This is a genomic window from Sphingomonas sp. P4_G3 (assembly GCF_056401105.1).
This window is the reverse complement of sequence record NZ_JBFUJZ010000001.1, coordinates 954,656-970,024: the sequence shown is the minus strand read 5'-3', so window position 1 is coordinate 970,024 and position 15,369 is coordinate 954,656. Positions and strand designations below refer to the sequence as shown.

The following is a 15,369-nucleotide window of genomic DNA, read 5'->3' as shown; positions in this document are numbered from 1 at the left end:
ATCGCGGAGACCTACGACCACGCCTGACCCGCGGCGCTGCCGCAAGTGGAGGAAACCATGAACCTGCTACGCAAATGGTGGGCGCTTGTCCGCGCCCGCCTGATCGATGACGCGCGCTTGTGGTGGCGTTTCTGGACTATGCGCCTGGCGGCGTTCGGGGCCATCGTCACCGCGTTGGCACAGTGGTTCCCCGACGCGCTCTCGGCGGCGTGGAACGCCATGCCGTACGACATGCGGGCATATCTTCCCGCACCGTTGCTCCACTCGATCCCCGTAATCCTGTTCGTCGCCATCATGGTGGCGCGGATCGTGGCGCAGAAGAAGGCGGCGCCCAATGGCTGAAGGCGTCGACAGTTTCGTTGAGAGCGACGCGGCGGCGCGTGCCGGCTGGGCCAGCAAGGGCGCCATCGCCGCGGCCGTCGCGGTCATCCTTGCCGGCGTCTATGCCGCCGAGGGCGGCTATGTGAACGACGCCCGCGATCCGGGCGGCGCAACCAGCTACGGCGTCACCGAACAAGTCGCTCGCGACTATGGGTATCGCGGTGACATGCGCCGGTTCCCGCAGCATTGCGATGGCCCCGCAACCATTTGCGCCGATGCCGTCTATGTGCGGAGCTACATCGCCGCGCCTGGCTATATGCCGCTGATCGAGATCGAACCCGCCGTTGCCGGCGAGTTGATCGACACCGCGATCAATATGGGGCCGCGGCGACCCAATCGCTGGTATCGGCTGACGATGAACGCGCTGGGTGACGCGCGCCTGCCGGACAGTGCGGCGTCGTTGGGGCCCGTCGACGTCGCGGCATATCGGATGCTCCAGACAAAGCTCGGCGTCATCCCCGCTTGCGCCGCGACACTCGACGCGCTCGATGCCCGGCAAGCTGCGGAATATCGTCGGCTTGCCGCCGCCAACCCCAAGCTCCGCGCCTTTCTCAAGGGGTGGCTGCGGAACCGGATCGGCAATGTCGATCGCCGATCCTGCGGCAAGGGAGACGGTTGATGGCCTTTCTCATTTCCCTCGCGCTCGGCTGGAAATGGCCTGACTGGGCCGCTCGCCTGTTCGGCTGGGTCGTGCCGGTCCTGGTCGCACTCGCAGCTATCGGCGCCATGATCGCGCTGATCTATCATAAGGGCGAAACCGCCGGCGGGGCCAAAGCTGAGGTGCGGGCCGAGAAGGCACACGCCAAGACCGTCGCCGTCGCGCGCGCCGACGAACGCCAGGCACAGGCGACCGTCGACGCTATCGGCAGGCGTGTCGCGGCCGAAGACGACCAGACCTCCATTCTCGTCCAAACCAAGATCAGGGAGATGCACGATGCGCTGGATGCGACGCCGGGCACGCTTAATGGCGACGCTCGTTCCACTAATGCTGTCGACGCTGACAGCGTGCGGGACCATCTCAACGCTCTCGTCGTCGATGCGAACCGATCGGCCGACGCTGCCGATGCCGAGCGCTGAGACGACCAGGACCGAGCGCCTGCCGACCCTGACCGGCAGGAAATCCGGCGAGCTGATCCTGATCGACAAGGGCGAATTTGGCGAGCAGCTGGACTTGCTGGCCGAAGCGATCGGCGCTGTTGCGCGGCTCAACAACCGGCAAGGCGCGCGCAACGCCTATGACCGGTGCGTAAAGGCCATATTCGAGACTGGAAAGATGCCGGGGAACTGTCCGAAAACCAAGACCGACTAAATCGGTTCTGGGTCGGGCAACGAACGCCTCGTCTTGAGGCCAAATCGGTCCATCATTCGCTTCCGGACGGGCCGATCAAACGAGCGGTCGAGAAACAAGACCCCGCCAACCTGCAGCAGGCAGCAGATGAGGAATAGGAAAGGCCCTAGGGACACACCGGCGCGACCGGCGTGACTGACGATCCAGCTGACGAAGATTAGCGCCGGCATATGCAATACATAGACGCCATAGGATGCGTCGCCCAGCTGCTTGAAAACCCGAGCGGTGAGACCACCCACGTCGACCCGCATGGCCAGCACCCCAGCCGCGGGAAAGATCAGGAGCACGCAGAGCAAATGATAGACCGCCGTCCATGAGCCCGGGCGAGCGGCGAACAGACCAATCAGCAGCGCCGCGCATGCTAGCCCGATCAACTGCGATCGGACCCTTGCACGTGGGACGGTTCGATAGATGAGAACGCCGAGGAAGAAGGAGAACAATACCCGTATTGGCCCCGCCCCGGCAGTCTCCCACAGACTACCCGCAGAAAGCTGGCCGTAGATCAGGGTGATCGCGATCACTCCGATTGCCCCGATGGCAATTATCGCGGCCATGACGCTGACCGACAATCGTCGCCAAAACAGCACGAATATGAAATTGGCCACCAATTCCCAGAGCAGCGACCAGAATGGCGGATTGAGCTCGAACAGCTTCGCTCCCCACCCCTGAGGGATAAACATCAACGTCAGCATGATCGCTGAGAGGAGTTCGCCGTAGGAGTGGTAATAGCCTGCCCGTCCTGTTGCCATTGCCACAAAAACCGCGACGCCACCGAGCAGGGTTCCCAGTGCGTAGAGCGGCCAAAAGCGGATAAGCCGCGTCAGCATGAATCGGGAGGTATTGAGCTCGCCGCTTGCAATTCGATCGTCATATGCGTGCGCGATCACGATGCCGCTCAGCAAGAAAAACAGATCTACGGCAAGGCCACCGCTCGCAGCAAAAAACCAAGGCGCGCTAATGGCTTGCCAATGCAGCGAGGCGACCGCGATCGCGGCTAAACCTCGCATGCCATCGATTAGCGTGAAGGCCTCCGTTCGTCGCGCCATCGGCCTCCATAGCGCTGCTTGATATGCGCGGCAGTCCTGTACCGAATAGGCCTTCACCGCGCAACGCCTGCCACCGCCGCCCGCGCGACGCCATGACCGCTGCGTCAAAGCGATCCTCGAACCGGACTCGTGCCCGGGATTGTCCGCATGACGTGGTGTCGCGACGTTGATCGAGATTGTGGCGGGACGGTCACATCTCGCAACCATTTGCGAGAAGCGGCGCTCCGGGCGCCTAATATGTCCGAATCGCTGTCTAATTCCGATTGACCGGATCACGACCCACGCTAGCGACCCTTTCTTCGCTCTGCGGGAAACAGGGCCAAAAAGAGGGGATAAACATGTCGCATCGTTCCGCGCGCCACAGCGCGCGTCTTCGCTTTGCCTTGAATACATCCGCCGCACTGGGCTCACTTGTCGCTGCCGCGACGGCCCATGCCCAGACCGTCGATGCCGTCGCCAATCCGCGCGCCAATGCGCCGACCGGCAATTACTATTCGCCGCAGGACGCCATTTCGGTCGCGCCGCCCGAAACTTCGATCCACGAGCCGCAGATCGTCATTTCGCAGCCGGGCAATCCGAATTCATCGGCGCCGCCCAACGGCGCACTCGACGCCAATGACGTGACCGGCATCGGCGAAATGATCATCGACCAGCAAAATGGCTTTATCGGCCTGTGCACCGGCACGCTGATCAACCCGCGTACGGTCATCTTCGCCGCGCATTGCGTGAACGAGGATCCCGACGAGACCGGTTTCCAGGACCCATGGGGCTATGGCGCGGACAATGGCGGCCGGCCGATCGCTTTTGGGTTCCGGGCCAACAACAACGCCGCGGGTAATTCGGCGTTCGGCAACTGGTTGTACGGCGGTTATCGGACCGACGTCGCCAACTACCTCTACAACGTCAATCAGGTCACTTATAATCCCGCGTCGACCTCGCTCGGGGTCGGCAACAACTTCCTGCAGGGCGATATCGCCATCGCCACACTCGACACGCCGGCGGCGAATGTCCCCACCTGGGCGATCCTGCTGTCGCAATTGCCGGCGCCGGGATCGATCGATCCCGCCAAGGGCAGCGGCTATCACGTCACGATCACTGGTTACGGCGATAGCGGCACGGGCAATACCGGCGATACTCGCGGGGTCGATTTCCGTCGTCGCGTGGCGGAAAACTATATCGGCCTGCTGGGGTCGCTCGACGACGTCGATGGGTTCCTGTTCGGCGTGAATGACGGCCTGCCACAGAACCTTTATCAGCTCGATTTCGACGACCCGCGCCGCGGCGGGCTCAACGCCAGCATCTACGACTTCAACCTGTTCCGCGACAATGCCTTGCCCAAGGAAGGCATTACCGCACCTGGCGATTCGGGCGGTCCGCTGATCCTCGACAATAGGTTTTCGAAGAAGCTGGTGATCGGCGTGCTGTCGGGTGGCAGCCGGTATTTCAATAACCAGCCATCGGCGAGCTACGGCACATCGTCCTTCTATCAGCCGCTCTATCTCTATTGGGACTGGATCGCCACGAACAATAATTACCATTATGTCGGGTCGAAGGCGGGCGATGCGAACTGGGCTGACCCGACGCATTGGGTCACCAATATCGACCCCAATTACATGACGATCGTCGACGGCAACCTCGTCAACGGAGTTCCCTCGACACTGGGTGACGGCGTCAACGGCACGTCAGGCAAGTTTGGTGAGATCTGCATCGAGCAGGGCAATAACAGCGACTGCTACAACACCACCACCGGCGTCGAGACGTATAACGGAACCCAATATCAGTTCACTCCCGCGGGCGGCCAACCGGGCACCGGCCCGATCCCTGATGCCACGCTGGATAATGGGCTCCCGGGCGCGAGCAACTTCGTGCCGAACGACCGCGACCCAGGCGCCGCTACGCATACCCGCGCGGCCTATTTCGATGTCACCCTGGGTGCGGCGGGCACCACCACGCTCGACACCAAGGTTACGGTCGATCGCCTGACCGTCGCCGGATCGGGCGCGCGGCTGAACATCGCCAATGGCGGGTCGCTGACCAGTCTGATCGACGTCACTCAAACCAATGGCCGGATCACGGTCGACGGAACGATGAATTCGGTCGGTGATTATCTGCTGTTCTCGGGCGCGCTGGACGGCCGTGGTCGGATCAACACGCCGTATCTGACCAGCGTCACCGGCATGATCGCGCCGGGTAGTGTGGGCTCGATCGGCACGTTGACGGTTGGTGGTAATCTGGTGCTGTCGTCGGGCAACGTCTTGCTGATCGACCTCGGCGCCAACGGCGCGGCGGACAAGTTGGCGGTCGTCGCCAATCAGTTCAGCGCGCCGGGTGTGGCGGTCGACGGGCTGGCATCGATCGGCGGCACCGTGCTGTTCGCACCGGTGTCGGGCTATATGATCCGCGATGGTGACATTTATCAGATCCTGACCGCGCAGAACCAATTGGCGGGGACGTTCAACACGACCGCGCTGAGCGCGATCCTGACGCCGAAATTCCTCTATTCGGCGAACGACGTGAAGGTGAAGATCGTCGCCGGCAAATATGCCGATGTGGTGTCAGCCAACTCGCCGGTGCAGGCCGCTTATGCCAGGTTGCTCGATGGCGATCGTGCCGGCAGCTACAACGCCCTGGCCGGGCTTTACGGGCCGCTAGACCTGCAGAATGTGGCAACGACCCGTTCGACGCTCGAGAACTGGGCGCCGCGGACCGAGACGCTGAAGACCGCGCTCGGTACCGTTGCCACCGACAATATGGCGCGTTTCTATCGCGACCGGCTCGGTGCGCTGGGTAGCGGCGATATGGGCGGCACGGTGGCAATCATCGGCCAACCGCTCAGCGTCATGGCAAACCTGAATAATGTCGGCCCGATGGGATCGTACGAGTCCGGTGGCGCCGGCACGCCCCAGGTTACCAACGTGTCCACCGGCAAAGTGCCCGACGACGTCAGCGTGTTCTTCGCGGGCGGCTATTTGAACGGCAACGGCGCGCCGATGGCGACCGCGGTCCCCGCGGGCGGCCGCGACACGTTCGACGGCTGGTATGGTGCCGCAGGTGTCGAAAAGCAGGTGAGTTCGACCTTCACGGTCGGTTTCGCTTTGTCTTACACCAGCACGCAGGGCACCACGACGACGGGCGCGACCGCCAAGGGCGAACTCTATCAGGGTACGCTGTACGGCAAGCTCGGTCTGAAGAATGGCTTCGGGCTGGATGGCGTGTTTTCCGCCGGCTTGTTCGATACGCATATGGTGCGATCGGCCAGCTTGGTCGGAACGCCCTATACGCTACGCTCCAACGATCAGGCGCTGGCCGTCAGCGGCGAGGCCGGCGTGTCGTGGATGGCGAACCTGGGTGGGCTCAAGCTCGGGCCGCGCGCGGCGCTCCGCTATGGCGACATCGGCTTTTCCGATACTGCAGAGGCCGGCGGTCCGATGGCGTTGCGGATCGATCGCGAAGGCGCGCACTCGACCCAAGGCCGCCTCGGTCTGACGCTGGGCGGGGGCAAGAGCAAGGTGGGGCCATATCTGACCGGCTATTACGTCCATGACTTCGACAACCAGCCGGCGTCGTTCGGCGCGAACTTCGTCGGGGGCGTCGGACCTGCCGCGCAGTTTGCGTTGACGGGCCGCGACAAGGATTGGTGGGAAGCCTCTGGCGGCCTTGCTGTCGACATGAAGAACGTCACGCTGTCGGTCGGTGTCGACACGACGATCGACCGCAGCGACGTGAAGAACCAGAGCTATCGCGGAAGCATCACTTTCCGCTTCTGATTTGATACCTGTGAAATGGTCGAGCCGCCTTCCCTTCGGGGAAGGCGGCTTTTTTTGTGTCCGCGGGAGCGGGGCTTAAGCAGCGATCGCGGTCGCCTCGATCTTCGCATCCTCGAGTGCCCTGGCCCGCGCATCAGACCCCATCGCGATCCCCTCCGCGCGAATGAAGGCGATGTCGGTCACGCCCAGGAACTCAAAGAAGCCGCGGAGATAGGCCTCCTGATGGTCGAGCCAGGCCCGTCCGGTGTCGGACCCGTAAAAGCCGCCGCGCGCCGAGGCGATGATCAGCTTGCGTCCACCGGCCAGTCCTTCCGCGCCTTTTTCGGAATAGCGGAATGTCGTGCCGGCGATCGCGAGGCGATCCATCCAGGCTTTCAGGTTGGAGGGAATGCTGAAGTTATACATTGGCGCGCCGATCACGACGATGTCGGCGGCGAGGAACTCCTCGGCAAGCGATGTGTCGCCGAGATCGCCCAAGGTCACATGTCCAAGCGGATCCAAAGCGAGGTCGCGCCGCCGGATTTCGGCTTCGGGATGAAGCGCACTCAACCTGGCGACCGCCGCCTCTCCGATCGAGCGGGTGACGCTGTTTTCCGCGGTGATGCTGCTGTCGACGTGAAGGATGATCATGGTGCCTCGCTGGTATTGATTAGTTACTGAGGCACGCTAGATAACTGCCATCATCCGCGTCGCAAGAAGGCACATTTTTGGCAATGAGGATAACCTATGTGCCCCGGTATCAACGATGTTACCGAAGGAGCCGGCAGTGAATCCTCATGGTCCGCAATGCCGCGGCGTGACCGGCGTGCTCCAGCGCGTCGGCGACAAATGGAGCATGCTGACGATCAACGCGCTGGCCGATGGGCCGAAGCGGTTCAGCGAGTTGCGGCGCTCGATCGAGGGCATCTCGCAACGCATGTTGACGCTCACCTTGCGCGGGCTGGAGCGTGACGGCCTGGTGACGCGAACGGTGACCCCCAGCATTCCGCCCCGGGTGGACTACGAGCTGACCCCACTCGGCCAGTCGCTGCAGCAGCCGGTCGGCGAACTCGCGCGCTGGGCGGTCGATCATCTGACGGTGATCCAGACCGCGCAACAGCGTTTCGATGTGGTGGCGGACGCGCGCGAGGACAGCAAACTCAATCGGGAATGAGGTCGCGCGGCATCACGATCGCCTCGCTCACCTTGCCGTCGCGGCGATAGCTGATTGGCAGGGACCGGTCACGAGCAGGAACACGGACGATCACCTTTCTGTCTGGCGACGGGCTGGTATAGGATCGGCGATCATGGGTCTTGAACCGAATTCGCCTTCCTGTTCGTGTTGCACGCCGCGCGCCGCACCGCCGGGCCGGATGCGCCACGGGGGTGGCGAAACGCTCCACCGCCATCTTCATGAACGGCCCTTTGCCGCGATCGTGCTGGCGGGCGGCTATGTCGAGGCGGGCGATACCGGACGGCATTGCGTCTCTGCCGGCGATGTCCTCATCCATGGCGCCTTCGAACGCCACCTCGACCGGTTCGACCCGCGCGGCGCCGAAGTGCTGGTACTGCCGTTGAAAGGCCGCTGGCGTGGTCCGGTGCGCAGCCGCGTCGCCGACCCTGACGCGATCGCCCGGCTCGCGGAAAGCGATCTATTCGCTGCGCAAGAGTTGCTCGATCGCGATATCATCGTGGGGGCGACCAGCGGCACCGACTGGCCCGATCTTCTCGCCGCGGATTTGCTCGCCGCGCCCGATCTGCCGCTCGCGAAATGGGCGGAGCAGCGCGGACTCCATCCTGCCAGCCTGTCGCGCGGATTCCGCCAGCAATTCGAGGTCACGCCTGCCCAGTTTCGCCTGATCGCGCGCACGCGTCGAGCGGTCGACCGCGTAATCGAGACGGGCACGGCTCTGGCGGCCATCGCAGTAGCGGAGGGGTTCGCTGACCAAGCGCATATGACGCGGTCGATCATGCGCCAGACGGGAAGATCCCCTCGCGCTCTGCGTAGCGAACTGGGGTTCTGCGGCTAAATCGCCAGCCGCATTTCCTCCTGGCGGCCGCTTTATTGCCGGCAGTCTCCCGCTGCCGTTAAAATGGAATCGAACCTCAACCACTTAACGACTCGCGCTGAATCCTTGGCTTTCGAATAGACGGATTCCTGGCAACATGGTAAATATCGCGTTGCGCATGGTGGACGAGCCGAGTGGGGGTGAATGGTCCAGGTCTTGTTCCTGTTGGCATTGGCCGCGAGTTTCGCGGGCTATGCAGCATACCTGACCGGCCTGAAGCGGGATCTGGTTGAGCCCAACCGCGCATCGTGGCTGATCTGGTCGGCGGCGACCGCGGTCGAGGCGTCGACCTATGCCGCGGTGAACCCTGAAGGCCTGCAGCGCTGGGTGTTCCTGTTCGCGACCGTCGCCTGCGTCGCGATCACGGTCGCTTTGTGGCGCAAATCGGCCTGGACTCTGCCGACGCGCACCGAAACATTCTGCATCGCGACCAGCCTTGGCGCTTTGGCAATCTGGGCGATGTTCCGCGACGCTTTCTGGGCGCATATGCTGGTGGTGGTCGCGGTGCCGGTCAGCTTCTGGCCGACCTGGGCAAGCGTGATCGCCGATCGCGGTCGCGAGCGCTCGCCTGCCTGGGGCCTGTGGACGCTGGGAGACCTCGCGACGTTGATGGTCGCCGCTCGTACGCCGGGGAGCCCGGTCGGCGAATATGCCTATATCCTGGTCGAACTGGTCTGCCACGCGAGCATCTGGTTCATGGTCGGGTTGGCGACGATCAATCCCTTGCGGTCGCTGGGCTTCCGCAACGGGCGCTTCTACGTGCTCGATGCCATCCGCACGCCCACCAATCTGTTCGCGGTGAGTGAGAACCATCTGGGCAAGGCGGTGTTCGCGGCCGCGCCGTTCGCCGAGGGTGAGCGGCTGATGTCGTTCACCGGACGCCGCTTCCGCGCCGACCGCATTCCCAGCCTGATGCGCGGACAATCGGACCGATACGTCCAGGTCACGCCCGATCATTATATGGGCCCGTCCGGGCGGATCGACGATCTGGTCAACCATAGCTGTGCGCCCAATGCCGGACTGCGCTTCACCGATCAGGGCGTATTCCTGGTCGCGATCCGGGATATCGCGCCGGGCGAGGAGATCTGCTGGGATTATTCGACCACGCTGGCGGAATCGAACTGGCACATGATCTGCCAATGCAAGACGTCCGACTGTCGTCGCGTGATCGGCAACTTCTCGACACTGAGCCCCGAGCGCCAGGAATGGTTCCGTTCGCGCAATCTGATCGCGCCCTATCTCCGACGGAAGGATGAGGTCGGCCGCGACCGCGCGGCCTGAGACGCCCTCTTGTAGCGCGTCAGCTTCTCCCCACATTCGCCGCCATTGGTCGCGGGCTCGAAGGAGGGCCGCAACGTCCATGAATAGCGTGTCGGTCCGCCCTGCCCTGATCGCCAAAGCACCGATCCGCGCCTGGCGCATCGTCGGCGGCGCTTTCCTGCACTTTGCCGTACCCGTCTATGTCGTGACGGTTGCCGTGGCGACATTGTTCACGGCGCCGGCGGGCGCGCCGCTTAGCGACCTCGCCCATCTGGCGCTCGGGTATAGCGGTTGGTTCCTGGCCGGCTACGCGGCGTTGGCACTGGCAGCGACAGTTGTCACGGCTGCTCTCGAGTCGTTGGTCGGCCTTCGCCGTCACCGCGACGCGATCGACCCCAGCCGCGCGGCAAATGACTCCCGGATGCGCGTCACGCATGCGCTGGCCGAGGCACGATCATTACCCGGTGCCGATCTTCGCCGACTCGTCGATGTGCTAGCCCGACCAAGGTGGGACCATGACGACGAGAGATATCAGGCGCTGTCACGCGACCTCGTACAAGTCGTCCACGCGATGGCGGTGGCGAATGACACCGCTTCGGACGAATCCCGAACTGACATTCTCGCACTCGCGACTCGCTCGCTACAACGGATCGACGATACGCTAAATGATCTGGCTGCCGAGCGAAGCAGGCTTAACCATGGCGACGCACGTGCGGTCGCACGCTACGTCGAAAATCGGTATGGTCCTTCCGATTTCTCTGGAAGCTAGACTTGGGGCACATTAAATAGAGGGAGAGCGCGATCGTGCGCTCTTCTTTAGGTCCCAAGGACACCCACCACAGATGACAAATATGTATGTGCTCGGCGCTTCGGCCGTCGTGGCCCTTGTTGTCGCTTGTCTGTTCATCCTCTCTCGCTGCGTTCGCTACGTGCGCAACAACCGCGTCGCGATCGTCGAGAAATTGTGGAGCCGCAACGGCTCCGTCACCTCCGGCTTGATCGCCCTCAACGGCGAGGCCGGCTACCAGCCGATTGTCCTGCGCGGCGGCTATCACTTCTTCATGCCGTTCCAGTATCGCGTCCATTCGCAGCCTTTGGTCACCATCCCCCAAGGCCAGATCGGCTATGTCTTCGCGCGCGACGGCGCCCCACTGGGCCCGACCCAGACGCTGGCGAGCAATTTGCGCACCGCCGACTTTCTCGACGTGCGCCGCTTTCTGGAGGATGGCGGGCAAAAAGGTCCGCAACGCGCGATCCTGCGCGAAGGCACATACGCCATCAACCTGGCGCAGTTCGTCATCATCACGCGCGAGCATCTCTACGGCCTGATGCTCGAGGCGAACGACTTCGATTTGTTCAGCAACATGCAGCGCGTAATCGAGGAGCGGTCGGGTTTCGAGTCGGTCGTGATCAAGGACGCGTCGGACATGATCGGCATCGTCACGGTGCATGACGGCCCGGCGCTGACCGCCGACCAGATCATCGCGCCCGAAGTCGGCACCGATCAGTCGGACGACGCGACCTTCCACAACAGCTTCCAGGATCCGGAGAAGTTCATCGCGGCGGGCGGTCGTCGCGGCCGCCAGCTCCAGGTGCTGGTCGAGGGCAGCTATTTCATCAACCGCCTGTTCGCGACGGTGGAGATGGTCGCCAAGACGGTGATCGAGGTCGGCCATGTGGGCGTCGTCATCAGTTACACCGGCGACAGCGGTGCCGACACGTCGGGCGACGATTATCGCCATGGCGAGCTGGTCGATCGCGGCACGCGCGGCGTGTGGAGCGATCCGCTGCTGCCGGGCAAATATGCGTTCAACACTTATGCCGGGAAGATCCTGATCGTACCAACGACCAACTTCATCCTCAAATGGGACCAGGAGATGACCGGACAGCACAAGTTCGACGAGAATTTGTCCGAAGTGTCGCTGATCACCAAGGACGCGTTTGAGCCCACGCTGCCGCTGTCGGTCGTCGTGCATATCGATTACCGCAAGGCGCCGTTGGTGGTGCAGCGGTTCGGCGATATCAAGAAACTGGTCGAGCAGACGCTCGATCCGATGGTTTCGGCCTATTTCAAGAACGTCGCGCAGAAGAAAACGCTGATCCAGTTGCTCCAGGAACGCTCCGACATTCAGGAGCAGGCGGGCGATCAGATGCGGGCAAAGTTCACCGCTTATAATCTCGAACTGCAGGAAGTGCTGATCGGCACGCCGCGCGCCGCCGCCGGCAACGACCAGATCGAAAAGGTCCTGCAGCAATTGCGCGAACGACAGGTCGCCGAGGAACAGGTCACGACCTATGCCAAGCAGCGCGTCGCGGCCGAGGGCGAGAAAGATCTGCGCGAGGCGCAGGCGCGCGCTCACCAGCAGACCGCGATCACCGAGTCCGAGCTGTCGATCACGGTGCAGGAGAACCAGGGCAAGGCGGCGGTGAAGCGCGCCGCGCAGGAAGCCGAACAGACCCGCACGCTTGCCAAGGCCGAATCCGACCGCATCCGCATCGTTGGTGAAGGTGAGGCGGCGAAGGTCGTGGCGTTGGCGGGCGCGGAGGCCGATCGCATCACCAAGACCGGTCTCGCCACTGCCGAGACGATCGAGAAGCAGGCGGCTGCCTCGGGCGGCGCGCAATATCAGCTGACGCGTCAGGTGATCGAGCGACTGGCCCAGGCGCTGGAAACGTCTGGCGTCGACGTTGTGCCGAGGGTGCAGATCAGTACCGGCGGCGATGCCGGCGCGGGCGCCGGTGGCGGCGCACTCCAGGCGCTGATCGGAATGCTGTTGTCGGAGAAAGGCATGTCGCTGCTGGCTACGCCCGCGGCCAATGATCGGGGTCCCGTCACGCTCCCCGACGAAGACGCCGAGGTCGCAGCTGAATAGTTATCAAGACAAGGTCGCGGCCGGGTTGCTCCCGGCCGCGACTGTTTGATTATTGCTTGAAATAGACGTGAAGGGCGTTGGATATCGGCACCCGCTGTGCAGCCGTCGCCGGAAAGAAAAGTGGGGTCGATGCCGGTGCGGATGGAACCCCGATCACCTCCCCGATGACCGACAACAGCATGATCCGGGCGGAGCTGAGCGCTATTCGCATCGTGCTCGCGAGGCTGGGGTCGAACCGCTCGATCGCGCTGGCGTCGGCTCCCTCCAGCAGGGCGAGCAAATGACGTTCGTCGCGCGATAATCCGATATCCAGCAGGCTGCCGGCACGGAAACGCCGCCGGAAGCCCGCCTCGAACAGAGTCATTACGCTATCGAAGACCGGCGCGAGCAGGCCAGCGCCGAAGCGTTCGAGCCGTCGGTACAGACTCGGCTGAACGGGATCGCCGGCATCGCGCGCGATCCGCCAATTTCTCGCGCTGTCGATAATGGTCCAGATGGCGGCGGGCGAAAACGCGAAACGCATAAGGGTTCCTTCCAGACACCCCTTCGATCGCGCCGCTTTTTCGGTTCGCTGGCGAAGCGATACGCTCGGCCTGTTGCAGCGGCAAGACGCCGGCACGCGGTTCATCCGATATCGCGACCTAAACGCGACCAGCCGTGAGATCGTCTCCCGCAAGCCCATCTCAGCATCGGTCCCCCGATGCATGGAGTGCAGTAGCCTGTCGGCGTTTTGCAGCTCAAAAGCCCTCGCGCTGCGGGCAAAGTTGCACTATGTATGGATCAATATCCATACAGTGCCGAGACACCCGAAAAATGCCACCCGTACAAAATAGCAACGACAAGTTCCGCTGGATCATCGAAACGGGTTGGAAGGGACTCTGCCCTCGGTGTGGCAAGGGGCATATGTTCAGATCGTGGTTGAAGGTCACCGATACTTGCGAGTGTTGCGGATTGGATTACCGGTTCGCGGCGCCTGACGATGGCCCCGCATTCTTTTCCTTATGCCTGATCGCCTTGCCCCTGATCTTCATTGTTGTATGGATTCAAGTGGCATACAACCCGCCGATATGGGTTCATTTGGTCACGTCGGTGCCGATCATGGTGGCGGGTTGCCTGGTGCCGTTACGGCCGATCAAAGGCTGGCTGGTCGCGTCGCAATATGTCAACCGGTCGCAGGAAGCGGGCACCGAACGCCTGTGGAACCAGCTGCATGGCCGCACCAAAGGCAGCAATTTCGATGACTGACGAGTGGTTGCCCGATTTGACCAAAGCGCGCGCGCCAAAATATCTGGCGATCGCCGATGCGCTCGGATCGGCGATCGAGCGCGGCACTTTGAGCAGCGGCGATCGCTTGCCACCACAGCGCGATCTCGCAGCGCGGCTCGGCGTCGACCTCACCACCGTTACCAGGGCCTATGAGACCGTCCGGCAACGCGGCTTGATCGAGGCGCATGGCCGTGCCGGCAGCTTCGTCCGGGGCGCTTCTCCCGCTCAGATCGAGGATGCCGCGCGGGTCGATACGGGCATGAACATGCCGCCCGAATTACCCGGCGATATGCTTGGCCGCGCGATGCGCGATACCATCGCGACGTTGCTCGCGGATGGATCGGGATTGCGGATGCAATACCAGCCCACCGGTGGAAGTGCGGCGGACCGTGCTGCTGGCGCGCGGCTGATCGCCCGCGCCGGCGTCGATGCATCGGACGATCAAATGATCGTTACCGCCGGCGCGCAAAACGCACTTCATGCGATCGTGAACACGGCGCTCCGCCCTGGCGACGCCGTCGCATGCGGACGGTTCGTCTATTCGGGGTTCAAGGTGCTCGCCGCGCGGCTGGGATTGCGGCTGGTCCCCCTGCCGACGATCGACGGCGACGTCTTGGCGGCGGCCTGTCGCTCGGAACGGATTCGCGCATTGTATGTGGTGCCGACCAACGACAATCCGACCGCGATGACGCTCGATGCAGCAACGCGTCAATCGATCGCCCAAGCCGCGCGGGCGAACGATCTGACGGTGATTGAGGATGATGTTTATGGCGCCCTGTGCGCCCCGTGCGCGGTGCCAATCGCTGCTCTTGCGCCCGAACGAACCTGGTACGTGGCGAGCGTTTCCAAGACCATCTCTCCAGCATTGCGCATCGCTTATGTTCGCGCGCCCGATATCGGCGGCGCGCTCCGTCTTGCTGCCGATGTTCACGAAACCGCGATCATGGCGCCGCCGCTCAACGCCGCCATGGTGCGAACCTGGCTCGATGACGACCGTTACGATCGATTGGTCGAGGCGATGCGGAACGAGGCGATGCGGCGTCAGGCTATCGCTGCCGATATCCTGAAAGGACTGCCCTATCAGGCGCATGCTCAGGGCTATCATCTCTGGCTTCCGCTGCCCGCCGGGCTCGATGGCGCCGAACTCGCCGATGCGATGCGCCCGAGTGGACTGTCGGTCGTGGCCGGTCACCGTTTTCGTGTCACGCCCGGCACGGATCAGGCAGTGCGGATATCGCTCGGTGGCATGATCGAAATGCCTCGGCTGGCCCGGGCTCTTCACCTGATACGCGGCCATTTCGATACGCGCCAGCAACGGCCGCTGATCTGACTCTAAGCGTGCTGCCGGTAGCGAGCGGTCAAGCCCTGTCAGCCGGCAAC

15 protein-coding genes are annotated in these 15,369 nt (G+C 63.1%); 12 read left to right on the top strand and 3 right to left on the bottom strand.

Annotated features, from left to right (window positions below; all coding sequences use genetic code 11):
• Window positions 1-57: 57 nt before the first annotated feature.
• From AC1DQQ_RS04480 to AC1DQQ_RS04465, 4 genes are read left to right on the top strand one after another with little or no spacing between them, the layout of a single operon-like run.
• Window positions 58-342: a DUF7940 domain-containing protein gene (locus AC1DQQ_RS04480; RefSeq protein ID WP_478028665.1), complete on the top strand. Its 285-nt coding sequence runs from the start codon at window positions 58-60 to the stop codon at window positions 340-342.
• Window positions 335-1,000, top strand: a complete 666-nt coding sequence (locus AC1DQQ_RS04475; protein ID WP_478044374.1) for a glycosyl hydrolase 108 family protein — start codon at window positions 335-337, stop codon at window positions 998-1,000. Before AC1DQQ_RS04480 ends, AC1DQQ_RS04475 begins: the two co-directional genes overlap by 8 nt.
• Window positions 1,000-1,458, top strand: a complete 459-nt coding sequence (locus AC1DQQ_RS04470; protein WP_478044373.1) for a hypothetical protein — start codon at window positions 1,000-1,002, stop codon at window positions 1,456-1,458. The genes AC1DQQ_RS04475 and AC1DQQ_RS04470 overlap by 1 nt, the downstream gene beginning before the upstream one ends.
• Complete coding sequence (locus AC1DQQ_RS04465) at window positions 1,445-1,690, top strand: hypothetical protein (protein WP_478044371.1); 246 nt, start codon at window positions 1,445-1,447, stop codon at window positions 1,688-1,690. The genes AC1DQQ_RS04470 and AC1DQQ_RS04465 overlap by 14 nt, the downstream gene beginning before the upstream one ends.
• Here the strand turns inward: AC1DQQ_RS04465 and AC1DQQ_RS04460 are convergent.
• Window positions 1,687-2,832, bottom strand: a complete 1,146-nt coding sequence (locus AC1DQQ_RS04460; protein WP_478044369.1) for an acyltransferase family protein — start codon at window positions 2,830-2,832, stop codon at window positions 1,687-1,689. The two genes, AC1DQQ_RS04465 and AC1DQQ_RS04460, sit on opposite strands and share 4 nt — an antisense overlap.
• 281 nt (window positions 2,833-3,113) lie before the next feature.
• On the opposite strand from AC1DQQ_RS04460, the gene AC1DQQ_RS04455 reads away from it, so the two are divergent.
• Window positions 3,114-6,542, top strand: a complete 3,429-nt coding sequence (locus tag AC1DQQ_RS04455; RefSeq protein WP_478044368.1) for an autotransporter domain-containing protein — start codon at window positions 3,114-3,116, stop codon at window positions 6,540-6,542.
• Window positions 6,543-6,617: 75 nt separating this feature from the next.
• Here AC1DQQ_RS04455 and AC1DQQ_RS04450 read toward each other — a convergent pair whose 3' ends face one another.
• Window positions 6,618-7,172 (bottom strand): FMN-dependent NADH-azoreductase, encoded by a 555-nt coding sequence (locus AC1DQQ_RS04450; RefSeq protein ID WP_478041905.1) that lies wholly within the window; start codon window positions 7,170-7,172, stop codon window positions 6,618-6,620.
• 136 nt (window positions 7,173-7,308) lie between these two features.
• Here AC1DQQ_RS04450 and AC1DQQ_RS04445 point away from each other — a divergent pair, with 136 nt between their 5' ends.
• From AC1DQQ_RS04445 to AC1DQQ_RS04425, 5 genes are all read left to right on the top strand, one after another.
• On the top strand, window positions 7,309-7,695 hold the full coding sequence (locus AC1DQQ_RS04445; RefSeq protein ID WP_478041904.1) for a winged helix-turn-helix transcriptional regulator: 387 nt from the start codon (window positions 7,309-7,311) through the stop codon (window positions 7,693-7,695).
• 133 nt (window positions 7,696-7,828) lie between these two features.
• Window positions 7,829-8,551, top strand: a complete 723-nt coding sequence (locus AC1DQQ_RS04440; protein ID WP_478044366.1) for a helix-turn-helix domain-containing protein — start codon at window positions 7,829-7,831, stop codon at window positions 8,549-8,551.
• A 183-nt stretch (window positions 8,552-8,734) separates the two neighbouring features.
• Window positions 8,735-9,871: an SET domain-containing protein gene (locus AC1DQQ_RS04435; protein ID WP_478044364.1), complete on the top strand. Its 1,137-nt coding sequence runs from the start codon at window positions 8,735-8,737 to the stop codon at window positions 9,869-9,871.
• Window positions 9,872-9,950: 79 nt separating this feature from the next.
• Window positions 9,951-10,619, top strand: coding sequence for a hypothetical protein (locus AC1DQQ_RS04430; RefSeq protein ID WP_478044362.1), 669 nt, complete (start codon window positions 9,951-9,953; stop codon window positions 10,617-10,619).
• A 73-nt stretch (window positions 10,620-10,692) separates the two neighbouring features.
• Window positions 10,693-12,723 (top strand): SPFH domain-containing protein, encoded by a 2,031-nt coding sequence (locus AC1DQQ_RS04425; protein ID WP_478044361.1) that lies wholly within the window; start codon window positions 10,693-10,695, stop codon window positions 12,721-12,723.
• A 49-nt stretch (window positions 12,724-12,772) separates the two neighbouring features.
• Here the strand turns inward: AC1DQQ_RS04425 and AC1DQQ_RS04420 are convergent, their stop codons facing one another.
• Window positions 12,773-13,246, bottom strand: a complete 474-nt coding sequence (locus AC1DQQ_RS04420; RefSeq protein WP_478040590.1) for a hypothetical protein — start codon at window positions 13,244-13,246, stop codon at window positions 12,773-12,775.
• A gap of 290 nt (window positions 13,247-13,536) precedes the next feature.
• Here AC1DQQ_RS04420 and AC1DQQ_RS04415 point away from each other — a divergent pair, with 290 nt between their 5' ends.
• Together AC1DQQ_RS04415 and AC1DQQ_RS04410 are read left to right on the top strand one after the other, a co-directional pair.
• Window positions 13,537-13,968 (top strand): DUF983 domain-containing protein, encoded by a 432-nt coding sequence (locus tag AC1DQQ_RS04415; protein WP_478028652.1) that lies wholly within the window; start codon window positions 13,537-13,539, stop codon window positions 13,966-13,968.
• Window positions 13,961-15,319 carry an aminotransferase-like domain-containing protein gene (locus tag AC1DQQ_RS04410; protein WP_478044359.1) on the top strand — a complete coding sequence of 453 codons (1,359 nt, stop codon included), beginning with the start codon at window positions 13,961-13,963 and terminating at the stop codon, window positions 15,317-15,319. The genes AC1DQQ_RS04415 and AC1DQQ_RS04410 overlap by 8 nt, the downstream gene beginning before the upstream one ends.
• The last annotated feature ends 50 nt before the right edge of the window (window positions 15,320-15,369 follow it).